The sequence below is a fragment of the Pseudomonas sp. CP-1 genome (genome assembly GCF_021213715.1).
GTDB lineage: Bacteria > Pseudomonadota > Gammaproteobacteria > Pseudomonadales > Pseudomonadaceae > Pseudomonas > Pseudomonas aeruginosa.
On the sequence record NZ_JAJQKY010000001.1, the window covers coordinates 113,079 to 137,121 of the forward strand.

19 protein-coding genes are annotated in these 24,043 nt (G+C 67.5%); 10 read left to right on the plus strand and 9 right to left on the minus strand.

Annotated features, from left to right (window positions below):
• Nucleotides 1-15: 15 nt before the first annotated feature.
• Nucleotides 16-717 (plus strand): DNA repair protein RecO, encoded by a 702-nt coding sequence (recO, locus tag LT948_RS00530; protein WP_003085569.1) that lies wholly within the window; start codon nt 16-18, stop codon nt 715-717.
• The gene (pdxJ, locus tag LT948_RS00535; protein WP_003101974.1) at nt 710-1,456 is read left to right on the plus strand and encodes a pyridoxine 5'-phosphate synthase; all 747 of its coding nucleotides are present in this window, start codon (nt 710-712) and stop codon (nt 1,454-1,456) included. Before recO ends, pdxJ begins: the two co-directional genes overlap by 8 nt.
• A 90-nt stretch (nt 1,457-1,546) precedes the next feature.
• Here the strand turns inward: pdxJ and cmoB are convergent, their stop codons facing one another.
• The 6 genes from cmoB to lon all read right to left on the minus strand — a co-directional run bounded on the left by cmoB (nt 1,547) and on the right by lon (nt 7,826).
• A complete protein-coding gene (gene cmoB, locus LT948_RS00540) occupies nt 1,547-2,515 on the minus strand; it encodes a tRNA 5-methoxyuridine(34)/uridine 5-oxyacetic acid(34) synthase CmoB (protein WP_003085573.1) in 969 nt (322 codons plus the stop codon).
• On the minus strand, nt 2,512-3,252 hold the full coding sequence (cmoA, locus tag LT948_RS00545) for a carboxy-S-adenosyl-L-methionine synthase CmoA (protein WP_003123029.1): 741 nt from the start codon (nt 3,250-3,252) through the stop codon (nt 2,512-2,514). The genes cmoB and cmoA overlap by 4 nt, the downstream gene beginning before the upstream one ends.
• A 104-nt stretch (nt 3,253-3,356) precedes the next feature.
• On the minus strand, nt 3,357-3,929 hold the full coding sequence (locus tag LT948_RS00550) for a hypothetical protein (protein ID WP_003085577.1): 573 nt from the start codon (nt 3,927-3,929) through the stop codon (nt 3,357-3,359).
• Nucleotides 3,930-4,060: 131 nt separating this feature from the next.
• Nucleotides 4,061-4,813, minus strand: a complete 753-nt coding sequence (locus tag LT948_RS00555; RefSeq protein ID WP_003110243.1) for a substrate-binding periplasmic protein — start codon at nt 4,811-4,813, stop codon at nt 4,061-4,063.
• 98 nt (nt 4,814-4,911) lie between these two features.
• The gene (locus LT948_RS00560) at nt 4,912-5,316 is read right to left on the minus strand and encodes a protease inhibitor I42 family protein (RefSeq protein WP_023092188.1); all 405 of its coding nucleotides are present in this window, start codon (nt 5,314-5,316) and stop codon (nt 4,912-4,914) included.
• A gap of 110 nt (nt 5,317-5,426) precedes the next feature.
• Entirely contained in the window at nt 5,427-7,826 is a 2,400-nt protein-coding gene (gene lon / locus LT948_RS00565) for an endopeptidase La (RefSeq protein ID WP_023092187.1), read from the minus strand.
• A 190-nt stretch (nt 7,827-8,016) separates the two neighbouring features.
• Here lon and LT948_RS00570 point away from each other — a divergent pair, with 190 nt between their 5' ends.
• Complete coding sequence (locus LT948_RS00570; RefSeq protein WP_003085585.1) at nt 8,017-8,769, plus strand: AraC family transcriptional regulator; 753 nt, start codon at nt 8,017-8,019, stop codon at nt 8,767-8,769.
• Nucleotides 8,770-8,890: 121 nt separating this feature from the next.
• Here the strand turns inward: LT948_RS00570 and LT948_RS00575 are convergent, their stop codons facing one another.
• The gene (locus LT948_RS00575; RefSeq protein ID WP_015503446.1) at nt 8,891-10,954 is read right to left on the minus strand and encodes a TonB-dependent receptor; all 2,064 of its coding nucleotides are present in this window, start codon (nt 10,952-10,954) and stop codon (nt 8,891-8,893) included.
• 463 nt (nt 10,955-11,417) lie between these two features.
• Here LT948_RS00575 and putA point away from each other — a divergent pair, with 463 nt between their 5' ends.
• Nucleotides 11,418-14,600 carry a bifunctional proline dehydrogenase/L-glutamate gamma-semialdehyde dehydrogenase PutA gene (putA, locus tag LT948_RS00580; protein ID WP_023092186.1) on the plus strand — a complete coding sequence of 1,061 codons (3,183 nt, stop codon included), beginning with the start codon at nt 11,418-11,420 and terminating at the stop codon, nt 14,598-14,600.
• Between the two features lie 311 nt (nt 14,601-14,911).
• Nucleotides 14,912-16,432 carry a sodium/proline symporter PutP gene (gene putP / locus LT948_RS00585; protein WP_003085592.1) on the plus strand — a complete coding sequence of 507 codons (1,521 nt, stop codon included), beginning with the start codon at nt 14,912-14,914 and terminating at the stop codon, nt 16,430-16,432.
• A gap of 144 nt (nt 16,433-16,576) precedes the next feature.
• Here the strand turns inward: putP and LT948_RS00590 are convergent, their stop codons facing one another.
• A complete protein-coding gene (locus LT948_RS00590) occupies nt 16,577-17,506 on the minus strand; it encodes a LysR substrate-binding domain-containing protein (RefSeq protein WP_004348238.1) in 930 nt (309 codons plus the stop codon).
• Nucleotides 17,507-17,632: 126 nt separating this feature from the next.
• On the opposite strand from LT948_RS00590, the gene azoR1 reads away from it, so the two are divergent.
• From azoR1 to LT948_RS00605, 3 genes are read left to right on the plus strand one after another with little or no spacing between them, the layout of a single operon-like run.
• Nucleotides 17,633-18,271, plus strand: coding sequence for an FMN-dependent NADH-azoreductase AzoR1 (gene azoR1, locus LT948_RS00595; RefSeq protein ID WP_023092185.1), 639 nt, complete (start codon nt 17,633-17,635; stop codon nt 18,269-18,271).
• A gap of 9 nt (nt 18,272-18,280) precedes the next feature.
• Nucleotides 18,281-18,586 (plus strand): DMT family transporter, encoded by a 306-nt coding sequence (locus LT948_RS00600; protein ID WP_023092184.1) that lies wholly within the window; start codon nt 18,281-18,283, stop codon nt 18,584-18,586.
• 55 nt (nt 18,587-18,641) lie between these two features.
• Nucleotides 18,642-19,805 (plus strand): AAA family ATPase, encoded by a 1,164-nt coding sequence (locus tag LT948_RS00605; RefSeq protein ID WP_023092183.1) that lies wholly within the window; start codon nt 18,642-18,644, stop codon nt 19,803-19,805.
• Nucleotides 19,806-19,809: 4 nt separating this feature from the next.
• Here the strand turns inward: LT948_RS00605 and LT948_RS00610 are convergent, their stop codons facing one another.
• A complete protein-coding gene (locus tag LT948_RS00610) occupies nt 19,810-22,935 on the minus strand; it encodes a transglycosylase domain-containing protein (RefSeq protein ID WP_003140922.1) in 3,126 nt (1,041 codons plus the stop codon).
• A 154-nt stretch (nt 22,936-23,089) separates the two neighbouring features.
• Between LT948_RS00610 and LT948_RS00615 the strand changes: the two genes are divergently transcribed.
• Together LT948_RS00615 and LT948_RS00620 are read left to right on the plus strand one after the other, a co-directional pair.
• Nucleotides 23,090-23,299: a hypothetical protein gene (locus LT948_RS00615; RefSeq protein WP_009875978.1), complete on the plus strand. Its 210-nt coding sequence runs from the start codon at nt 23,090-23,092 to the stop codon at nt 23,297-23,299.
• A gap of 4 nt (nt 23,300-23,303) precedes the next feature.
• Nucleotides 23,304-23,969 (plus strand): class I SAM-dependent methyltransferase, encoded by a 666-nt coding sequence (locus tag LT948_RS00620; RefSeq protein WP_023092182.1) that lies wholly within the window; start codon nt 23,304-23,306, stop codon nt 23,967-23,969.
• Nucleotides 23,970-24,043: the final 74 nt, after the last annotated feature.

Consider the following 24,043-nt stretch of genomic DNA (forward strand, 5'->3'; position numbering starts at 1 on the left):
CCCGGTCGACCCGCCATGTCCTTCGCCGCCGCCCAAGCCACCTACGTGCTGCATAGCCGGCCGTACAAGGAAACCAGCGCCCTGGTGGACTTCTTCACCCCGCTGGGTCGCCTGCGCGCGGTCCTGCGCGGCGCCCGCGGCAAGGCCGGCGCCCTGGCGCGGCCATTCGTGCCGCTGGAAGCGGAGTGGCGCGGGCGCGGCGAACTGAAGACCGTGGCCCGCCTGGAAAGCGCCGGCATTCCCAACCTGCTCAATGGCCAGGCGCTGTTCAGCGGTCTCTACCTCAACGAGCTGTTGATCCGCCTGTTGCCGGCGGAAGACCCGCAGCCGGAAATCTTCGCCCACTACGCCGCGACCCTGCCGCTGCTGGCGGCGGGGCGACCCATAGAACCGCTGCTGCGCGCGTTCGAATGGCGCCTGCTGGAGCAACTGGGCTATGGTTTCGCTCTCGATGTCGACATCGATGGGCGCCCGATCGAGCCGCAGGCGTTGTACCAGCTTTTGCCAGAGGCCGGCCTGGAGCCGGTGGCGCAACTGCAACCCGGGCTGTTCCAGGGCTCCGAACTGTTATCCATGGCCGACGCCGACTGGAGCGCCCCCGGCGCCCTGGCGGCGGCCAAGCGCCTGATGCGCCAGGCGCTCGCTCCCCATCTGGGCGGCCGGCCGCTGGTCAGCCGCGAGCTGTTCATGAACCGTAAGGAGTCACCCCGTGACTGAAGCCACTCGAATTCTGCTCGGCGTGAACATCGATCACGTCGCCACCCTGCGCCAGGCCCGGGGCACCCGCTATCCGGACCCGGTGAAGGCCGCCCTGGACGCCGAGGAAGCCGGCGCCGACGGTATCACCGTGCACCTGCGCGAGGACCGCCGGCATATCCAGGAACGCGACGTGCGGGTGCTCAAGGAAGTGCTGCAGACGCGGATGAACTTCGAGATGGGGGTCACCGAGGAAATGCTCGCCTTCGCCGAGGAGATCCGGCCGGCGCATAGCTGCCTGGTCCCCGAGCGCCGCGAGGAACTGACCACCGAGGGCGGCCTCGACGTCGCCGGCCAGGAACAGCGCATCCGCGACGCGGTACGACGCCTGGCTGCGGTGGGCAGCGAAGTGTCGCTGTTCATCGATCCCGATCCGCGGCAGATCGAGGCCTCCGCCCGGGTCGGCGCGCCGGCTATCGAACTGCATACCGGTCGCTACGCCGACGCCGAAGACCCCGAGGAGCAGGCCCGCGAGCTGCAGCGGGTACGCGAGGGCGTGGCCCTCGGGCGTTCCCTCGGCCTGATCGTCAACGCCGGGCATGGCCTGCACTACCACAATGTCGAGCCGGTCGCGGCCATCGACGGCATCAACGAGCTGAACATCGGCCACGCCATCGTCGCCCACGCCCTGTTCGTCGGCTTCAGGCAGGCGGTGGCCGAGATGAAAGCGCTGATGCTGGCCGCGGCGACCAAGCGCTGAGGCAATCGCGCCCCGCTTGCCGTCGACCTGCGGGGCGGATGAAAGCATGAAAAAAAGCCCATCCGAGGATGGGCTTTTCCCTATCCGCTGTCAGGGCTTGCGCGCCACCAGCGTGGCGCGCATCGGTGCCGGCAGGCCTTCGACGGTTCGCGAACGGTCCTGCGGATCGAGGAATTCCGGCAGCGACTGGAAACGCATCCATTCGGTGGAGCGTTGTTCCTCGACGCTGGTCAGGCTGACGTCGACGCAGCGCGCGTCGGCGAACCCGGCGCGGCGCAGCCAGAGTTCCAGGGCCGCCACCGAGGGCAGGAACCAGACGTTGCGCATCTGCGCGTAGCGGTCCTCGGGCACCAGCACGGTGCTGGCGTCGCCTTCCACCACCAGGGTCTCCAGGACCAGTTCGCCGCCGCGCTTCAGGCAGTCCTTGAGCGCCAGCAGGTGGTCGATGGGCGAGCGACGGTGATAGAGCACACCCATGGAGAACACCGTGTCGAAGCCTTCGAGCTTCTCCGGCAGGTCTTCCAGGGCCAGCGGCAGGTGCCAGGCCGGCAGCTCCGGCAGGTAGCGCTTGGCGGCGAGGAACTGGCAGAGGAACAGCCAGTTCGGATCGACCCCGACCACGCTTTCCGCGCCGGCGCCGAGCATGCGCCACTGGTAGTAGCCGTTGCCGCAGCCGACGTCGAGGACGCGTTTGCCACGCAGTTCGACATGCGGCGAGACACGCTCCCATTTCCAGTCGGAACGCCATTCGGTGTCGACCTGCACGCCGAAGAAGTCGAAGGGGCCTTTGCGCCAGGGAATCAGCCCTTGCAGCGCTTCCTTCACCTGCGCTTGCAGCGCCGCATCGTGGTCGCTGTGCAGGGCGAAGCGCTGGGCCAGTTCGACCTTCGGCGCGGGCACCTGGGGCAGGCGCTGGACCGCGCTCCACCAACGGGCCAGGTCGCCGTGGCCTTCCTCGATGCGCGCGGCGATCTGCGCGGGCAGGCTGGTCGCCCAGCCGTACAGCGGCGAGCCGGCGAGGTGTCGCTGGAGGGCGTCGAGGGCGAGGTGCTGGATCATGGCAGGGCGATCATCGAGGCGAAGTTGAGACACTGGAACCATTGGCTGACCCGGCTGAAGCCGGCGGCCAGCAGCCGTTCACGGTGTTCCTCGAAGGTGTCGGGGAGCATGACGTTTTCCAGCGCGCTGCGCTTCTGCGCGATCTCCAGCTCGCTGTAGCCGTTGGCACGCTTGAAGGCGATGTGCAGGTCGGTGAGCAGCGCGTGCTCCTGCGCATCGGCGAAGCGCAGTTTCTCCGAGAGGATCAGCGCGCCGCCGGGCAGCAGCGCCTGGCGGATCCTGCGCAGGAGGCCGAGGCGCTGGTCGGGGGCGACGAACTGCAGGGTGAAGTTCATCGCCACCAGCGAGGTGGGTTGCAGGTCCAGGGCGAGAATGTCGGCCTCGATCAGCTCGACCGGCAGCAGCTCCTGGTACATGGCGTCCTGGGCATGCAGGTATTCACTGCAGCGCTCGATCATCGCGTGCGAGTTGTCCACCCCGATCACCCGGCAGCCGTCGTTGCGGACGTGGCGGCGCAGCGACTGGGTGACCGCGCCGAGCGAGCAGCCGAGGTCGTAGAGCACGCTGTTCGGCTGGGCGAACTGCGCGCCGAGTACGCCGATGTTCTCGACGATGGTGGGGTAGCCCGGCACGGAGCGCTTGATCATGTCGGGGAACACGCGCACCACGTCTTCGTTGAATACGAAGTCGGCGACACGTTGCTGGGGTTGGGCGAACAGGCGATCGGACTCGCTCACGCGGGTGACCTCGGGCATCACGGCTTTTCAGGGGGCCGAATTGTAGCCGAGGGACGAGCGTCGCCCAACTGCGCGGCGACGATTCACCCATGCGCGCAGGCGAATCACCTGAGCTTGTCGGAGAAGTACTCTCCCGCGCCCTGCAGCGGACCCAGCGGGTTCTTCTTGTCTTCCAGGCGATGGATGTTCGGTTCGCCGTTGCTGACCTTGTGCACCAGCACGTCGTTGACGAAGACGAACACTGCCTTGAACGACCAGCCCTGCAACTCCCGTTTCTTGCGGAAGTTGAACACGTCCGCCCAGAAGCTGCCGACCCGCTGGGTGTCGGTCTTGCTGAAATCGAAGGCGTAGCCGATGCAACGGTCCTTCGCTTCCAGGCATTGCACCAGGCCGCCCGGCAGGTAATCGATGGGGATGTTCGGCTGGATGAACATGAGCCGCACGTCGATGAACGACAGCATGCGGCCGTTGCCCTGGGTCAATGGATCGAAACCCAACCCGAACAGCTGCGAACGGGTCGTGCTGCCGGGTTGCGCCTGGGAATAGCGCAGTTCGGCATCGAGGTAGTCGACGAAGGGGGATTGGACTTCCGCTCGTTCGCTGGGCAGCAGGCTGCCGCAGGAGGAAACGAAGACAGTGGATGCCCAGAGCAGTGAGTAACGAAGAGCGGTGCCCATGACGCGCCTCCTTTCGGTGCCGTCGTAGATTGAGTAATAGACGACGCCAAAAAGGCCTGCCGGAATTTATTCAATCGGCTGAAAGCAGCGTGGTTGCTGGTCTGGCGGCGGATTTCCGGCGGCCCGGAAAGTCATTCGAAAGAAAGCCTATAGCGCTCGCCGAGGACCTTCAGGGTGCCTTCGCGACGCAGTTGGCGCAGTCCTTCGTCGAGTTCCGCGAGACGCGCGTCGACCTCCGGCAGGTGCGGGCTGAGGCCGACGTGCAGCGGCTGCCGCCCGGGCAGTTCGCCGGCGCGGCGGACCTGTCCGGCGAGCTGCGGATGATGCTCCAGGTAGTGCTCGATGATGTCGCGGTCTTCCAATAGCACGTCGATGCGGCCGAGCAGCAGTTTCTGCAGGTTGCGCGGCAGCACGCGCTCGCCGCCGAGGACCTGCAGGTGCAGGTCGTCGTCGCCGGCCTGGCTGCGCCAGGCTTCGAAGCGCGGATTGTTCACGTAGCCCTGGGCGAGGCCCAGGCGCTGGCCGAGCAGGGAAGCATCGCCGGAGTAGCGCCAGTCGCTGTCGTGGCGGGTGTAGAAGGCCAGCTCGACCCAGCCGATGGGCTCGCTGCCGACCCGCAGGCCGTCGAGTCCATAGGCGCCGACCAGGCCGTCGCGATGGCCGTCGCGGACCATCTGCACGGCGCGCGGCCAGGGCAGGCTGTCGAAGTGCGGTGGCTCCCGAAGGACCTGGCTGAGCGCTTCGACCAGGTAGCCGGGCCGCTGCGGCGTGCCAGGGCACAGGTAGGGGCAGCCGTCGTCGCCTGCGAAGCGCAACGGTTCGGCCAGCGTGGGCAGCGGAGCGGCGCAGGACAGGGCGAGCAGGACGAAGGAGGCGCGGAGCATGGAGTCCTCGGGGCGACGGGGCCTGTCAGGATAGGCCAGGTCGCCACGGCGCAGGACGTCGGTCTTCGTACAGAATGTGTCCGCCGGGGGCAGCGGTTTCAGCGCACCTGGATCGCGCAGGAAAAGCTTTCCGCCGGTTCCGCGTCCTTTTCCCAGGGCCGCCGGTAGACCAGTTCCAGGCGGTCGTCGCCGCTGGCGGCGACGCGGAAGCGCCAGGTCGATTCGCCGCCGCTGCCAACCAGGCCGCTGTCTTCTTCGGAATTGCTGTAGACCTCCGGGCCAAGGCGCTTGAGCACACTGGCGGCGGGGTTGTGCAGTTCCCAGCGGAAGCCGGTGGTGGGATTGCTCGGCAGGGTCAGCACCAGTTCCTGGCCTTGCGTCAGCTTCAGCGGCGAACAGTCGTCGGCGTCGTCCAGGGTGACCACCGGCTTCTGTTGCCCGGCGCAGCCGGCCAGGACCACGATGGACAATGGCAGCAGCAGACGGGAGGGGGAAAAGGACATGCAGCGCTCCTCGGCTCGAATGGAAAGGGCGCCAGCATAAACCCTGCCGGCGCCCGAGCGCCAAGGTTGGCGCGGCGGGTTGCCGAACCCGGCGGGCCTCCCCCGCCGGCTCAGGCCGGGAACAGCACCTTGGCCACGTCGCCGTAGCGCTTGGCGAAATGCACGGTGAGCCCTTCCTTGAGATAGTCGGGCAACTCTTCGAAGTGGCCGCGGTTGGCTTCCGGCAGGATCAGCTCGAAGATCTTCTGCCGGCGCGCGGCGATCACCTTCTCGCGGACCCCGCCGATGGGCAGGACCTGGCCGGTCAGGGTCAGTTCGCCGGTCATCGCCACGCCTTTCTTCGGCACCTGGTTGCGCGCCAGGGAGAGCAGGGCGCTGGCCATGGTGACGCCGGCGCTGGGGCCGTCCTTGGGCGTGGCGCCTTCCGGCACGTGCAGGTGGACGAAGGCCTGGTCGAAGAAGGTCGGGTCGCCGCCATACTTCTTCAGGTGCGAGCCGATGTAGCTATAGGCGATCTCGGCGGATTCCTTCATCACCTCGCCGAGCTGGCCGGTGAGCTTGAAGCCACGGTTCAGCGTGTGGATGCGGGTCGCCTCGATCGGCAGGGTGGCGCCGCCCATGCTGGTCCAGGCCAGCCCGGTGATCACGCCGATCCCGGAAAGCACCTGCTCGCTGCGGAACACCGGCATGCCGAGGTAGTCCTCGAGGTCCCTGGGACCGATCTTCACCTTCGACTCGGGATCCTCCAGCAGCTTGACCACCGACTTGCGCACCAGCTTGCCGAGCTGTTTCTCCAACTGGCGCACCCCGGCTTCCCGCGCATAGCCCTCGATCACCGCACGCAGCGCGGCATCGCTGATGCTCAGGCGGCCCTTGGGCACGCCGGCCTTTTCCAACTGCTTGGGCCACAGGTGACGCTTGGCGATGGCCAGTTTTTCCTCGGAGATGTAGCCGGACAGGCGGATCACTTCCATCCGGTCGAGGAGCGGTCCGGGGATCGAGTCGAGGGTGTTGGCGGTGCAGACGAACAGCACCTTGGACAGGTCCAGGCGCAGGTCCAGGTAGTGGTCGAGGAATTCGACGTTCTGCTCCGGGTCGAGGGTTTCCAGCAGCGCCGAGGCCGGGTCGCCCTGGTAGCTGGCGCCGAGCTTGTCGATTTCGTCGAGCATGATCACCGGGTTCATCACCTCGACTTCCTTCAACGCCTGCACCAGCTTGCCGGGCAGGGCGCCGATGTAGGTGCGGCGGTGGCCCTTGATCTCCGCCTCGTCGCGCATGCCGCCGACGCTGAAACGGTAGAACGGCCGGCCGAGGCTCTCGGCGATGGATTTGCCGATGCTGGTCTTGCCCACCCCCGGCGGGCCGACCAGGAGCACGATGGAACCGGCGATCTCGCCCTTGAAACTACCCACGGCGAGGAATTCGAGGATGCGATCCTTGATGTCGTCGAGGCCCGCGTGATGCTTGTCGAGGACCTTGCGCGCATGCTTGAGGTCGAGCTTGTCCTTGCCGTACACGCCCCAGGGCAGGGCTGTGGCCCAGTCCAGGTAGTTGCGGGTGACGGCGTACTCGGGCGAGCCGCTCTCGAGGATCGACAGCTTGTTCAGCTCTTCGTCGATACGCTTGCGCGCCTGCTCGGGCAGCACCTTGCCTTCCAGGCGGGCGCGGAATTCGTCGGCGTCGGCGCTCTTGTCGTCCTTGGTGATGCCCAGCTCCTGCTGGATGATCTTCAACTGTTCCTTGAGGAAGAATTCGCGCTGGTGTTCGCCGATCTTGCGGTTGACCTCGGCGGACAGCTCCTTCTGCAGGCGCGCGACTTCCACCTCCTTGCGCAGCAGCGGCAAGACCTTCTCCATCCGCTTGAGGATCGGCACGGTGTCCAGCACTTCCTGCAGTTCGCCGCCGGGCGCGGTGGTCAGGGCCGCGGCGAAGTCGGTGAGTGGCGAGGGGTCGTTGGGACTGAAGCGGTTCAGGTAGTTCTTCAGTTCCTCGCTGTACAGCGGGTTGAGCGGCAGCAGCTCCTTGATCGCGTTGATCAGGGCCATGCCGTAGGCCTTCACTTCGTCACTGGGATCGATCGGGGTCTTCGGATAGTCCACCTCCACCATGAACGGCGGACGATGGCGCTTGATCCAGCCCCGGATACGCACCCGCGAGAGGCCCTGGGCGACGAACTGCAGCTTGCCGCCCTCGCGCGAGGCATGGTGCACCCGGACCAGCGTGCCGTGCTCGGGCAGGCTGTTGACGTCGAAGTGGCGCGGATCTTCCGGAGGATTGTCCATGAAGAACAGGGCCAGCGAATGGTGGTCGGTCTTGGCCACCAGTTCGAGGGTTTCCGCCCAGGGTTCTTCGTTGACGATCACCGGCAGCACCTGCGCCGGGAAGAAGGGGCGGTTGTGGATCGGGATCACGTAGAGGGTGGTCGGCAGGGTCTGGCCGGGCAGCACCAGGCCGGTGCCGGCGGGCTGCGCGTCGCTGATGTGTTCGGGATTAACGTCCTGGTCGCTCATGAGGCACCTGACTGACTGAAACATGAGAGTCTAGATGGGGCCCCGGGGGCGGGTTTCAATCCCTGTCCGTTCAAGGATGTTGCCGAAGGTTTCCACGCAGCACGCGGTACGCGGGTACCACTTGCGGCAAGGTGCTGGGCAGCGTCGGGCAAGTCGAGTAGAGTGCGCAAAAATTGAGCAGTTGCCGTTCATGTTCGACACCCGCCTCATCCGTCTGCCCGACCAGTCGCACACCCACGCCCACGAACATCACCAACTGGTGATGTCGCTGGCCGGGCGCGCCGAATTCGAGGTCAATGGCTGTGGCGGGGAAGTCTGCCGGATGCGCGCCTGCCTGGTGCCGGGCGAGGCGGGCCACGTGTTCGCCGGGGTGGGCGACAACCGCATGCTGATCATCGACCTGGGCGAGGACAACCCGACCCCGGAAGACCCCGACCTGCTCGCGCGCCTGTTCGAGGCGCCGCGCTACCCGACCCTGGACGCCGACTTCCAGAACCTGCTCAGCTACGCCGGCGCCGAACTGGCCCGCTACGGCAGCGACCCGTTGCTGACCCGTGCCCTCGGCGGAGTGCTGATCCGCGCCCTGCACCTGCGCCTGTTCGGCGAGCAGCAGCCCCTGGCGGCCAGCGGGCCGCTCGACCTGGAGCGCCTGGACGCGCATATCGTGCGGAACCTGGCGCGACGCATCACGGTCGCCGAACTGGCCCAGGTCGCCTGTCTCAGCCCGAGCCATTTCCATGCGCAGTTCAAGGACAGCGTCGGCCTGACCCCACACCAGTACCTGCTCAAGGTCCGCCTCGACTGCGCCGCGCGGTTGCTGAGGGAAAGCCGCCTGCCCCTGGTGCGGATCGCCGAGGAATGCGGCTTCTCCAGCCAGAGCGCGCTGACCACGGCGATGCGCCGCTACCTAGGGCTGACGCCGAAGTCGCTGCGCAAGGGCTGAGCGCCGTCCGCCACCTTCGGCGGATAACCGCAGGCGGTTATTCGCCCTACCGGCAGGAGTCCATATACGGATAACGGCGCGGACGTCATCCGCCGAGCGAATTCGTCCCGCACGGCCTGTCTCAGAACGCCACCTTCACCCCCGCCTCGATGCCGCGTCCCGCCGCCGGCACCCGGTCGCGCAGGATCGAACTGGCGTAGCGCACGGTCTGGTTGGTCAGGTTGGTGCCCTTGACGAAGGCCAGCCAGCGGCTCTCGCCGAGGTCGAAGTTGTAGCCGAGGCTGGCGCCGAGGGTGGTGTAGCCGTCGGTGGAGAGTTCTTCCTCCGGCACGCGGTGCTGCGAGGCGGCGTGTTCGACGTCGACCCGCGCCTGCCACTGCTGCAACTCCCAGATCAGCGCGGTGTTCAGGCGCAGCGGGGCGATGCGTGGCAGCGGTTCGCCGGTGTCCTTGTTCTTGGCGCGGGTGTAGTCCCCGGAGAGTTCCAGGTCGAAGTTGCCGTACGGGCTTTCCAGCAGGTGGATGCGGTCCTGCGCCTCGACGCCGTAGAAGTCCGCGCGAACGCCGCTGTAGAGGTATTCCGGCAGCGCCTCGTCGTCGCTGGCGGCGACCACTTCGCCTTCCTCGTTGCGATGGCGACCGCTGGCGAGCAGGCCGATGTAGTTGGAGAAGCGGCTGTAGAACACCCCGACGCTGCCCTTGTGCACGCCGTTGTCGAAGCGCAGGGCGAGGTCGGTGGAGACCGCCTTTTCCTTGTCCGCGTCGGCATCGCCTACCTCGTAGGTGCCGGTGGCGGCGTGCGGACCGTTGGCGTACAGCTCGTAGAAGGTCGGTGCGCGCTCGGTGTAGCTGAGGGTGGCGGCCAGCGACCAGATCGGCGTCAGCTTGTACACCGCGCCGGTGGACAGGCTGCCGGTGGTGAAGCTCTGTGAACCGTCGTTCTCGGCGAAGCGCTCGTTGCCCTTGGCGTCGGGGTCCACGCGGGTGTGCTCCAGGCGGGCGCCGAAGCTGAGGTCGAGGCGGTCGCTGAGCTTCCATTCCTCCAGGGCGAACAGCGCGGCGCTGTCGGTTTCCGTGTGCGGCACGAAGGCTTCCTCGCCGAGGGCGGAGAAGCGGCTGTTGGCGAACTGCGCGCCGACCACCCCGTTCAGCGGGCCGAGCGGGCGGTGGCGGGCCTCGATGCGGCCTTCGTAGCCTTCGTTCTTGAAGGTGGTGCCGGTCTCGCCGTCCTCGATTTCCTTGTGCTCGTACTTGGTATAGGCGGCGTCCAGCTTCAGCGAGGTGAACGGGCCTTCGAGGTCGCGGATCTCGGAGGCGAAGGCGTAGCGGTCCTGCTGCATCTTCAGGCGCACGTCGTCCTCGGCCGGCGAGCCATAGTTGCTGTCATAGCCGCTGTAGGAGAGGCCGGCGTAACCGTGCTCCCAGTGATAGGAGCCACCGACGGCGCCGCCGTCCTGGCGGCCGTCGCTGTTCTGCACCCGATGCTTGCCGGTGTCGCCGTCGATCTGCCGCTGGCGGCTGGAATGGGCGTAGCCGGGAATCCTGACGTCGTTGAACTCGCGGCTGGCGGCGTCCACGTGCAGAGCGAAGTTGCCGTCGCCGGCCTCCAGTGCGCCGGAGCGGCTACGGGTGGTGTCGGCGCCGCCGTAGCGCAGTTCGCCGCTGCCGTGGATGCCGTCGACGGGTTCGCTGGGGATGCGGTTGTCGAAGCTGTTCACCACCCCGCCGATGGCATTGCCGCCGTAGAGCAGGGCGGCCGGGCCGCGTACCACTTCCAGGCGCTCGACGCTGTTGGGGTCTTCCGGCACCGCGTGGTCGTAGGACAGCGACGAGGCGTCGAGCGCGCCGACGCCGTTGCGCAGCAGGCGGATGCGGTCGCCGTCCATGCCGCGGATCACCGGTCGGCTGGCGCCCGGTCCGAAGTAGGTGGAGGACACCCCGGGCAGGCCGTTGAGGGTTTCGCCGAGGCTGCCTTTCTGACGCAGGGTCAGCTCGTCGCCTTCGAGCACGCTGCTGGGCGTGGCGGGAGATTCGTTGCCCAGCGGGTTGGCGGTGATCACCTGGGAGGGCAATTCGCTGGTGCGGCCGTCGGCGCCGAGCGTTTCCCCCGAAACGATCAGGCAGGCCAGCGCCAGTGGCGTGAGAGGCCAGAGCGGACGGGAAGGGAAAAGGCCGGAAGAGGACATTGCGGGCTCCATGGTCATGGGTCGGACTTTTTTCAGGCCAAAGCGAACACAGGCCCTTCCCGGAGGAGGGGCGACGGGGTCGGATCGGCGTATTTATTGGGATGTTATATTATTTCTTTTTGTGTCGATAGACCCGCGTAGCCACTCTGCATGGCGTCGTGCCGACGAGCAGCGGCAATGTCCGCATGCCTGCCGGCGAAGAGGAACGGGAAAGTTCCGCGGCCAGGAGTTTTCCGCAAAAACTCCAGAGTCTTTCGCAAGAATCGCCCCTCTCGCAGCCACTACATTCCGCTATCCGCTGGTGCCTCGCGCCGGCGGAATGGGCCTGACCCATACTGATCCGTATTCCCGCGCCACAGGACGTGCCGCGCCGCCGGCACAACCCGTCGGCGGCGGTGCCCCGGGCAATGGACGCCTGGCCGGACTTCTTTCAATAACAATGGCTCCACAAGAGGAGGGCGTGATGTTCAAAGCCAGTCACGTCTTGCAGGGCGAGGACCAGACCCGGTCCGCAGCCGAATTCTTCCCTGTCATCAGCGCCAACTACGCGGTCGACGAGGAAGCCTACCTGGGCGAACTGCTGCAGCTCGCCGACCCCGGTCCCGACGGCATCGAGGCTATCCGCCGCAACGCCCGCGCACTGATCGAAACCGTGCGCAGCCGGGACAACGCCGTCGATACCCTCGACGCACTCCTGCGCCAATACAGCCTGGACACCCAGGAAGGCCTGATGCTGATGTGTCTGGCCGAGGCGCTGTTGCGTGTGCCTGACGCGGCGACCGCCGACGCGCTGATCCGCGACAAGCTGTCCGCCGCCGACTGGCAGCGCCATCTCGGCCAGAGCGACAACGTTCTGGTCAATTTCGCCGCCTGGGGCCTGGTGATGACCGGCAAGGTGGTGAACATCGACGAACGCACCGACGGCCGCGCCCCGAGCGTCATCAGCCGGCTGGTGCAGCGCTCCGGCGAACCGGTGATCCGCGCCGCGATGAACCAGGCGATGAAGCTGATGGGCAAGCAGTTCGTGCTTGGCCGGACCATCTCCGAAGCGCTGAAGAACGGTCGTCCATGCCGCGAGCAGGGCTACACCTATTCCTTCGACATGCTCGGCGAGGCCGCGCTGACCGCCGCCGACGCCGAGAAATACATGGCCGACTACCGCCAGGCCATCGACACCGTCGGCGCCGAGCCGCAGGTCGGTCCGGGGCCGCGGCCGTCGATCTCGATCAAGCTCTCGGCGCTGCATCCGCGCTACGAAGTGGCGCAGCGCGAGCGGGTGCTCAGCGAGCTGTTCGCCAACGTCCTGGAACTGGCGGTGCGCGCGCGCAAGCTGAACGTCGGCATCACCATCGACGCCGAGGAAGCCGATCGCCTGGAGCTGTCCCTCGAACTCTACGAGAAGCTGATGCGCGACCCGGCCATCGCCGGCTGGGGCGAGTTCGGCCTGGTCATCCAGGCCTACTCCAAGCGCTGCCTGCCGGTGCTGGTATGGCTGACCCTGCTCGGCCGCGAGCTTGGCGCACGCATCCCGCTGCGCCTGGTGAAGGGTGCCTACTGGGACAGCGAGATCAAGCAGTGCCAGGTGCAGGGCGCCGATGGCTACCCCGTCTACACCCGCAAGGAAGGCACCGACACTTCCTACCTGGCCTGCGCCCGCTACCTGCTCAGCGAGCACACCCGCGAGGTGATCTACCCGCAGTTCGCCAGCCACAACGCCCACACCGTGACCGCCATCCTCGCCCTGGCCGACGAAGCCAGGGCCGCCGGCGGCGAGGAGCGCGACTTCGAGTTCCAGCGCCTGCACGGCATGGGCGACGCGCTGTACGACACGGTGATCGAGAAGTACCGCCGCAACGTGCGCATCTACGCCCCGGTCGGCGCGCACAAGGACCTGCTGCCGTACCTGGTCCGCCGCCTGCTGGAGAACGGCGCCAACTCTTCCTTCGTGCACAAGCTGGTGGACCCGCGCGTGCCGGTGGAGACGCTGATCCAGCACCCGGTTACCCAACTGCGCCAGTTCAAGACGCTGGCCAACGACCGTATCCCTCTGCCCCAGGCGATCTTCGGCGCCGGGCGGAAAAACTCCCAGGGCATCAACATGAACATCCAGAACCAGTGGAACGAGCTGGAGCTCGCCTACAAGCCGCACCTGACCCGCCAGTGGCAAGCCGCGCCGATCGTCAACGGCGAGAAACTTTCCGGCCCGGCCCACGAAGTGCGTTGCCCGTACGACCTGGAGAGGCTGGTCGGCAGCGTCCAGTACGCGTCCGCCGAGCAGGCCGGCAAGGCCCTCGACGTGTTGCAGGCGGCCTGGCCGCGCTGGAGCGCCACCCCGGTGGACGAGCGTGCCGGCATCCTCGAGCGTCTCGCCGACCTGCTGGAAGCCCAGCGCGGCGAGCTGATGGCGCTGTGCACCCTGGAAGCCGGCAAGTCGTTGCAGGACGGTATCGACGAGATCCGCGAGGCGGTCGACTTCTGCCGTTACTACGCCCAGCAGGCCCGCCAGCGCCTGGTCCGCGAGGAATTGCGCGGCCCGACCGGCGAGCGCAACGAACTGTTCTACGAAGGCCGCGGCATCTTCGCCTGCGTCAGCCCGTGGAACTTCCCGCTGGCGATCTTCCTCGGCCAGATCAGTGCCGCGTTGGTAGCCGGCAACACCGTGCTGGCCAAGCCGGCCGAGCAGACCAGCCTGATCGCCGCGCGCACCGTCGAACTGATGTTCGAAGCCGGCCTGCCGAAGGACGTTATCGCCTTACTGCCGGGCGACGGCGCCACCCTCGGCGGCGTGTTCTGCCGTGACGCGCGGGTCGCCGGGGTGGCCTTCACCGGCTCCACCGACACCGCCCGCATCATCAACCGCCAACTGGCCGAGAAGCCCGGCGCCATCGCCACCCTGATCGCCGAGACCGGCGGGCAGAACGCGATGATCGTTGATTCCACCGCTTTGCCGGAACAGGTGATCAAGGATGCGGTACAATCCGCGTTCACCAGCGCCGGCCAGCGCTGCTCCGCGCTGCGCGTGATGTACGTGCAGCAGGACATCGCCGAGCGGGTGATCGAGTTGCTCAAGGGCGCCATGGCCGAGCTGAAGGTCGGCCCGACCGACGTGCGCGTCAGCGACGTCGGCCCGGTGATCGACGCCGAGGCCAAGGCCGGCCTGGAGCAGCACATCGCCGCGCTGAAGGCCGCCGGCAAGCTGATCGCCGAGACCAAGGTGCCGGGCAACCTGAACGGTCACTTCGTCGCTCCCGTCGCGTTCGAGATCAGCGGCATCGACGAGCTGAAGAAAGAGAACTTCGGCCCGGTGCTGCACGTGGTGCGTTATGCCGCGCAGGACCTGGAAAAGGTCGTGCAGGCGATCAACGCCACCGGTTTCGGCCTGACCATGGGGGTCCATAGCCGCAACGAGGAAACCGCCCGTCGCATCGAAGAGCTGGCGCGGGTCGGCAACCTCTACATCAACCGCAACCAGATCGGCGCGGTGGTGGGCGTGCAACCGTTCGGCGGCCACGGGCTGTCCGGCACCGGTCCCAAGGCCGGCGGGCCGAACTACCTGCTGCGTTTCGTCAGCGAGCGCACCACGTCGGTGAACACCACCGCGGTGGGCGGCAACGCGTCGCTGCTGTCGCTGGCCGACGCCGAGTGATACTCCGTTCCCGGGCGCCTTGGCGCCCGGGTCGGTTTCCGGGGTTCGCCGTGGCGGACGCCGAGGGAAATGACCGCCGTTCCGGTGCGTGCCCGGAGCGGACCATAAAGGACGATTTTCCCTGCCCGACAGGGGAGGGATCGTGAGGCGTGGGCCTGTTCGGACTCGTTTGAGGCCACCCACGTTTCCGGCTTGCTCCGGCAAGCGCTCACGGAGTGACGCCACAAGCGCCATTCTGCCAACCAAGGGCCCGCTACCCGTTGCTTGCACACGCAAGGGCCCGGATAAAAACAAGCAATAGGGGAGTCCCTATGAGTGTCAATACGCCCACGCTGATCACCTTCGTGATCTACATCGCGGCCATGGTCCTGATCGGCCTGGCGGCATATCGCTCCACCAACAACTTCTCCGACTACATCCTCGGTGGCCGCAGCCTCGGCAGCTTCGTCACGGCGCTGTCCGCCGGCGCCTCCGACATGAGCGGCTGGCTGCTGATGGGCCTGCCCGGCGCGGTGTACCTGTCCGGCCTGTCCGAAAGCTGGATCGCCATCGGCCTGATCGTCGGCGCCTACCTCAACTGGCTGTTCGTCGCCGGCCGCCTGCGGGTGCAGACCGAGCACAACGGCAACGCGCTGACCCTGCCCGACTACTTCACCAACCGCTTCGAGGACAACAGCCGCCTGCTGCGGATCTTCTCGGCCCTGGTGATCCTGGTGTTCTTCACCATCTACTGCGCTTCCGGCATCGTCGCCGGTGCGCGCCTGTTCGAGAGCACCTTCGGCCTCTCCTACGAGACCGCGCTGTGGGCCGGCGCCGCGGCGACCATCGCCTACACCTTCATCGGCGGCTTCCTCGCGGTGAGCTGGACCGACACCGTGCAGGCCTCGCTGATGATCTTCGCGCTGATCCTCACCCCGGTGATCGTGATGCTCGCCACCGGCGGCGTCGAGCCGACCTTCACCGCCATCGAGCTGAAGGACGCGACCAGCTTCGACATGCTCAAGGGCGCCTCCTTCATCGGCGTGATCTCGCTGATGGCCTGGGGCCTGGGCTACTTCGGCCAGCCGCACATCCTGGCGCGCTTCATGGCCGCCGATTCGGTGAAATCGATCCCGGCCGCGCGCCGCATCTCCATGACCTGGATGATCCTCTGCCTCGGCGGCGCGGTGGCCGTGGGCTTCTTCGGCATCGCCTACTTCCAGGCGCATCCGGAGCAGGCCGGCGCGGTCAGCGACAACCCCGAGCGGGTGTTCATCGAGCTGGCCAAGATCCTGTTCAACCCGTGGGTCGCCGGCGTGCTGCTGTCCGCCATCCTCGCCGCGGTCATGAGCACCCTGAGCTGCCAACTGCTGGTCTGCTCCTCGGCGCTCACCGAGGACTTCTACAAGGCCTTCCTGCGCAAGGGCGCCAGCCAGCTGGAACTGGTCTGGGTCGGTCGCGCCATGGTGCTGCTGGTGGCGGTGATCGCCATCTGGCTGGCCGCCAACCCGGAAAACCGCGTGCTCGGCCTGGTGTCCTATGCCTGGGCCGGCTTCGGCGCCGCTTTCGGCCCGCTGGTGCTGTTCTCCCTGCTGTGGAAGCGGATGACCCGCAACGGTGCGCTGGCCGGCATGATCGTCGGCGCAGCGACAGTGATCCTGTGGAAGAACCTGTTGGGCTGGACCGGCCTGTACGAGATCATCCCCGGCTTCCTCTTCGCCAGCGTCGCCATCGTCGTCTTCAGCCTGCTCGGCAAGGCGCCTTCGACGAGCATGCTCAAGCGCTTCGACGATGCGGAGCAGGAGTACCGCGAGGCGCACCAGGGTTCTGCCGCTCCGGTAACCCAGCGCTGATCGAGCCTGTGGGCGCGTGAAGCGCCCGCGCATGGAGACGGCCCGCCCCGCAAGGTGCGGGCCGTCGTTTTTTCCGGCGGCTGCTGCGCCTGGCCGCGCAGGACGGATAACGGCAGCCGCGTTGTTCCTGTCCCGCCGCGCCGCTCAGGCGTCCCGCTCCAGCCGGCAAGCGTGCCCCGACTGTCGTGCCTCCAGCCTCAGCCATTCGAAGAATGCCTTCACCGGCGGATGACGTTCCCGTCCGGGCACGCATAGCGCGCTGTAGCCGGCGCCGTCGACACTGATATCCGCTCTGTAGGGTTGCAGCAGGCCGCTGGCGACGCTTTCCGAAACCAGGATCGAACTGGCCAGCACCAGTCCCTGGCCGGCGATGGCCGCCTGCAGGGCATAGTGCTCCTCGTCGTACTGGCGGATCACCGGCTGGCCCTCCATCCAGTCTTCGCCGGCCTGCGCGCACCAGGCCTCCCAGCCGTGGGCGTAGAGCCTGGAGTTGTGCCAGCGCACGCTGATCAGGGTCGGCTGCCGTTCTCCGGCCAGGGCGACCTGGGCCGGCGAGCCGTAGACCGCGAAGCATTCGTCGAACAGGCAGAGACCGTAGAAGTTCGGGTAGTCGTCGAGGCTGTAGCGGATCACCAGGTCGATGCTGGCGTCCTGGTGCAGGTCGAGGACTTCGCAGTTCGTGTCCAGGCGCAGGTTGATCTGCGGGTGCGCGGCGTAGAAGCGGCCGAGACGCGGCACCAGCCAGAGGGCGGCGAAGGCCGGGGTGGTGGAGACCGTCAGGTTGCCGCCGCTGCGCTGCGGACGCAGGGTGTCGACGCTCTGCGAAATTTCCAGCAGGGCCCCGTGCAGGCTGCGGAACAGCCGTTCGCCGCAGTCGGTCAGGCGCACTTTCCGTGGCAGACGCTGGAACAGCGGAACGCCGAGCCAGGCTTCCAGCGAACGGATCTGGTGGGAAACCGCGGTTGGCGTTACCGCAAGCTCCTCGGCGGCGGCCTTGAAGCTCGACTGGCGGGCCGCCGATTCGAAGGTGCGCAACGCGGTCAGCGGCAGGGAAGCGAACATGGGAATCTCCATGGGTGAACTGAATTCACCCTGAACAACTATTGCTCATTTGTCGGGAACCCCCGCTGCCAATAATTTCTGGCTCCAGGAGAAGGGCCTTGAGGCCATTCGAGTCTAGCCGAATCCAAGGAGATACAGATGAGTAGAATTCTTGCAGTGCATGCCAGCCCGCGAGGCGATCGCTCGCAATCCCGGCGTCTCGCCGAGGTTTTCCTGGCGACCTATCGCGAAGCCCATCCGCAGGCCCGCGTGGCTCGCCGCGAAGTCGGCCGGGTACCGCTTCCGGCGGTCACCGAGGCCTTCGTTGCCGCCGCCTTCCATCCCCAGCCGGAACAGCGTTCGCTGGCGATGCAGGCCGATCTGGCGCTGAGCGACCAACTGGTCGGCGAACTGTTCGACAGCGACCTGCTGGTGATCTCCACGCCGATGTATAACTTCAGCGTGCCCAGCGGCCTGAAGGCCTGGATCGACCAGATCGTGCGCCTCGGGGTGACCTTCGATTTCGTCCTCGACAATGGCGTCGCCCAGTACCGGCCGCTGCTGCGCGGCAAGCGTGCGCTGATCGTCACCAGTCGCGGTGGCCATGGCTTCGGCCCGGGCGGCGAGAACCAGGCGATGAACCACGCCGATCCCTGGTTGCGCACCGCGCTGGGTTTCATCGGCATCGACGAGGTCACGGTGGTCGCGGCGGAAGGCGAGGAATCCGGCGGCAGGTCCTTCGAGGACTCCTGCGCCGAGGCGGAACAGCGCCTGCTGGCGCTGGCGCGGTCGGCCTGAGGAGCCGCCATGGCCTGGTTCCATCTGCTGGTGGCGGCGGCCTTCGAGGTCGCCTTCGCCATGGGCATGAAGTTCTCCAACGGCTTCGGCAGGCTCTGGCCATCGCTGCTGACGGTGGTCGCGGCGATCGGCGGGATCTATTTCCTGACCCTGGCGCTGCGCGAGTTGCCGGTCAGCGTCGCCTATCCGATCTGGACCGCGATCGGTTCGCTGGGCACGGTGTTCCTCGGCGTCCTGCTGCTTGGCGAGAGCCTGACGGCGGTGAAGCTGATTTCTGTCGGGTTGATCGTCGCCGGGGTGGCCGTGCTCAAGTAAGCGATGCGGCATTTGGCCTACAATCGGCCGCGTTTCCGTTCCTTCGAGAGCAGCCATGCTGACCACCCTGGCGGTGTCCAACTACCGCACCCTGCGCGACCTGGTGATGCCGCTGCGGCGCCTGAACCTGATCACCGGCGCCAACGGCGCCGGCAAGTCCAACGTCTACCGGGCCTTGCGCCTGCTGGCGGACAGCGCGCGCGGCGAAGTGATCCCGTCGCTGGCGCGCGAGGGCGGCCTGCCATCGACCCTGTGGGCGGGACCGGAGGACATCAGCCGGGCCATGCGCAGTGGCGCCCAGCCGATCGAAGGCAGCGTGCGCCGGCAGTCGGTGAATCTGCGCCTGGGCTTCGCCGGGGAGGATTTCGGTTATTGCATCGACCTCGGCCTGCCGGAGCCAAGCCAGAGCAAGTTCGGTCTCGACCCGGTGATCAAGCGCGAATGCATCTGGGCCGGCCCGTTCCTGCGCCCGGCCAATGTCCTGGTCGACCGTCGCGGGCCGTTGTTGCGCGCACGCGGCGGCGGCGGTCGCTGGGAAGTGGCGGCGCAGCACCTCGCCACCTTCGACAGCATGCTGGGCGCGGCGGTGGACCCGCGACAGGTGCCGGAACTGCTCGGCCTGCGCGAGCGGATCCGCTCCTGGCGCTTCTACGACCATTTCCGCAGCGACGCCGAGGCACCGGCGCGGCGTCCGCAGATCGGCACCCATACGCCGGTGCTGGGCGCCGACGGCGCCGACCTGGCCGCGGCCCTGCAGACCATCCGCGAGATCGGCGATGCGGCGGCGCTGGACGAAGCGGTGGACGATGCCTTTCCCGGCAGCCGCCTGCACATCGACAACCCGGGAGGGCGCTTCGACGTGCTGATCGAGCAGCCCGGCCTGCTGCGGCCGCTGCGCACCGCGGAGCTGTCGGACGGCACCCTGCGCTACCTGCTGTGGATCGCCGCGCTGTTGTCGCCGCGGCCGCCGGCGCTGCTGGTGCTCAACGAACCGGAAACCAGCCTGCATCCCGACCTGCTGCCGGCCCTCGGGCGCCTGGTCGGCCAGGCCGCGCAGCACTCCCAGGTGCTGGTGGTGTCGCACGCCGCGCGGCTTGTCGCGACGCTCGAAGAACACCCGGAATGCCATTCGCTGGGGCTGGAGAAGGACTTCGGCGAGACCCGCATCCAGGGGCTGCGCGAGCTGGACCGGCCGGCCTGGTACTGGCCGGTGCGCTGAACCGCTACAGGCGGCCGATCTGTTGCGGCGACAACGGTACCTGGCAGCGGGTGGCGGTGCGTGGGTCGAGGTAGTCCCTGAGGAGCGGTGCCATGCCCTTGAGTACCTGCACCGGCAGGGCCGAGGTGAACTTGAACTGGCTCGACTCGCTGCCGTCGACGTAGGCGGTGAGGGTACCGAAGTGCCGCGGGCCGATGTAGAAGACGAAAGTGGCGGTGCGGTTCAGTGCCTTCGAACTGCGCACGTGGCCGCCGGCGCTGAAGGTCTGCAGGCGGTTGTCGCCGGTGCCGGTCTTGCCGCCCATCACCAGCGGTGCGCCGTCCGGACGGCTGAAGGTGCCTTGCAGGCGCCGCGCGGTGCCGGCGTCGACCACCTGGGACAGCGCGTTGCGCAGGGTGGCGGCGACCTCCGAGGTCATCACCCGCTGGCCGAGGGTGGCTTCCGGGGCGAAGCGCGTCTCGTAGGGCGTACCCAGGGCGAAGTCGAGGTGCTCCAGGCGCAGGGTCGGCATGCGCACGCCATCGTTGACGATGATCCCCATCAGTTCGGCCAGCGCCGCCGGGCGGTCGCCGGAGCTGCCCAGGGCGGTGGCGTAGGACGGCACCAGGTGATCGAAGGGATAGCCGAGTTTCTTCCATTGCTGGTGCAGGTCGAGGAAGGCCTCCACCTCCAGCAGGATGCGGATGCGCTTGTCGCGGGCGTTCTTGTGCCGCGACTTGAACAGCCAGCCGTAGACCTCCTTGCGCTCGGCGCCGCTGGCCGCCACCGCCTCGCCGAAGGTCGCCTGCGGCTGCTTCTGCAGATAGCCGAGCAGCCATAGCTCCAGCGGGTGCACGCGGGCGACGTAGCCCTGGTCGTTGAGGTTGAACTTGCCCGGGCCGTAGCGCTCGTACAGCTCGGCGGCGCGCTTGTCGGTCAGGCTGCCGCGGGGCAGGCGTTCGCGGAGGAAGGCGCTGAAGCTCGCCAGGTCGGCCTGTGGCTGCAGGTAGCGATGGATCGCAGCCAGCCGCACCGGCCAGGGACGCAGGCCGTCGAGGAAGGTCTCCAGGCGCTGGTTGGCGTCCTTGTCGCGGTACTTGACCCAGAAGCGGCGCAGGTAGACCTGGCTTTCCTTGTCGACGAAACGGTCGAGGTAGTCGGCGCGGCGCGGGTCCTTGTCGTCGGCCAGCAATTGCACCTTGCTCCCGGCGTTCTGGTAGATGTCGTGGCGGATCAGGTCGCGCAGCAGGCGCACGAAGGGCAGGTTGATCGATTCGCGCAGGGCTTCCAGCAGCATCGGCCGGCGGCCGTTGTCTTCCTTGCGGAAGTTGTTGAAGGTGTGCAGCCCGCCGCCGGTGAAGAAGCTCTCGTAGGGGCTGGCCGAATAGCGCCGTTCCATGGCCGCCTGGAGCATCGCGGAAAGATCGCGGTCGCGGCTGGCGACCAGGTGGTCGATGCCCCAGCGGAGGATGAAATCGAGCGGCTCCACTTCCACCTTGCGCAGCTCGGCGACGCTCATGCCGCCATAGTCGCGGTGGATCTGCGCGACGGTCTCCAGGTAGCTGGCCAGCACCCGTAGCTTGGCGGTGGAGCCCAGCTCCAGCTTGCTGCCTTCGTTGATGTCGAAGGGCTGGTCGGTGTTGTCGGTCTGCACCCGCACCTGGTTGCCGCTCGGCGTACGTTCGAACAGGGTGAAGCTGTAGCGTACCGAGCGGGTCGAGGTCGGGGTCAGCAGGCGTTCGCCGATCAGCCCGAGTTGGGCGGCGTAGTCCGGGTCGGCGAGTTTCTGCAAGTAGGCGGTGACGCTTTCCTGCAACTCGTGCTGGAGGGTGGTATTGGCCCGCAGGTCGAGACGGTCGAGGTCGTACAGTGGCACGCCGAGCATCCCGGCCAGGCGGGTGCGAGCCAGGGTCACGCCCTTGTTGGTCGGCAGCGGTTGCACCGTCGGCTGGCTGCGTGGGTCGCGGAACGCCAGCTTCTGCGCCAGCGCCGCATCGCGTAACGGCGCCTCGATGACGCCGGCCTGGGTCAGGACCCGCAGGTGGCTGTCGGTCATCCGGTCCAGCTCGTCGCGGCCGCGCGGCGCCAGATAGAAGGAAGGCCGGCGGTGGGCGATCATCAGCGCCAGCACCTGGCGCAGGGCCAGGCCCTGGGCGGCGAGTCCGGCCTTGCCGTCGAGGGCCTCGCCGACCTGCCGGTAGTCGGCGCCGTACCAGACCCACAGGCCATCGGCCAGGCCGGTGACCTCGCCGTAGCCCGGCGCCGCCGATAGCGGCACCGAGTTGAGGTAGGTGAGCACGATGTCCTGGCGCGCGGCGAAGTTGGCCGGGCCTTCGCGATAGCTGCGTACGCTGGCCGAGAGCATCTGCCGCAGCTTGTCGCCGATGCTGCCGGTGCGCCCTTCGGCAGAGTGGCGGTATTTCTCGATCTGGGTCGCCAGGGTGCTGCCGCCGGAGGAGTGCGCGCTGAAGCCGAGCATCTTGCCGACCTGCGACAGCGCCGCCTGGGTGAAGCGACCCCAGTCCACCGCCGGGTTGAGGTAGGGGCGTTCGTGATCGAGCAGGTCGCGGTTCTCGATGAACAGCAGGCTCTGCACCGCCAGCGGCGGCAGGCTGGCGAAGTTCGCGTAGCGCCGTTGCGGATAGCGGAAGTCGTAGATCGGCACGCCGCGGCAATCGGCGATGTCCAGCCCGGCCTGGGCCTTTTCCGCGTAGGGCGGGAACAGCCGGTGTTCGGCGTAGCGCATCAGCGCCGGGGAGAAGTGCGCCTGGCGGGTGATGGCGTAGTCGCGGTCGTACAGGCGCTGCATGAACGAAGGCAGCAACTGGTAGCCGAGGCGGCGGTCGAAGGGGCCGTCCGCCGGGAACAGGATGGCCTCGCTGGGACCCTGGCGCACCTCGTAGTCCAGGGTCGCGGCGTAGCGTGCCAGCTCGCGTGCCTGCAGCCGCGAGGTGTGCGCTTCGTGAAGTACCACGATGCCCACCGCGGCGAGGATCGGCAAGGCGAAGCCGATCAGCATCAGGCGTTGGCGGAGACGGCTTTTTCGAGGAGAAGCGGAGGCAGGGAGACTGCAGGGTTGCAGCTCGGAAGGGTCGTTCGTGGATCGTTCTGATGCACCCATGCTCGCACCGCCTGTAGCTGCGCAATTCATCCGCACCTGGGGGGAAGTCTAGTTGTCCCGCTGCAACCCTGCTGTCATTCGTGCAAGGAAAATCTCCCCGGCGGCAATCGGACGACCGAGGATTGGAGCGGCGTGGCGCAGGGGTTAGAGTGTCTGTCTGAGTTCCTTGTGTTTCGGGTCCGGAATGTCGATGCGCACACTTTTCCCCCTTCTCGTCGGTGTCGTCCTGGCGGGTTTCTCCGGCCTCGCGGCGCAGGCCGCGCCGGCGCCCTTCTACAAATGGCAGAGTAAGCTCGACGGCCAGGTCGCCTGCATGCAGACCTCGCCGGGAGACGGCTGGGTCAGGCTCGACGGCCCCTACCGCGACCTCCGCTGCCGCGAACCCCTGCGCTGACCCCATGGAGCGCAGCCGACGGCTCGAACGCAGCTGGCGCGGCAATGCCGAGGCCTGGGCTCGCGCCGTGCGCGAGGGACGCCTGGAAAGCCGCCGCCAGGCCACCGACGACGCGATTCTCCAGGCGCTGCGCCAGCGCGCGCCGCGGCGCCTGCTGGATATCGGCTGCGGCGAGGGCTGGCTGTGCCGGGCGCTGGCCGGCGAGGTCGGCGAATGCGTCGGCATCGACGCCTCGCCGGAACTGATCGAACTCGCCCGCGCTGCGGGCGGAGGTAGCTTCCGGCGCCTGGCCTACCGCGAGCTGGATGCGGCCTCGGGGCTCGGTCGTTTCGACGCCCTGGTGTGCAATTTCTCCCTGCTCGACGAAGACCTTGCCGGTTGCCTGGCGGCCTGGCCGGCGCTGCTGGAAAGCGGCGGCGAGTTGCTGATCCAGACCCTGCATCCCTGGGCCGCCGGCGACGAGGACTACCGCGACGGCTGGCGCGAGGAGCGCTTCGACGGCTTCGGCGAAGGCTTCCGCGACAGCATGCCCTGGTATTTCCGCACCCTGGAGTCCTGGCTGGCGCTGCTCGACGGCAGCGGCTGGCGCCTGCGGGGCCTGAGCGAAACCGTCCATCCCCGGCTCGGCAGGCCGCTGTCCCTGTTGCTGCGGGCGGGACTCGCCGAGTGAAACCTTTCAGCCCCGCAATGGGCGTTGCAGAGCGCTTACGCCTTTGGTCCAGTTGCCCTGTTGCGGGGCATGAC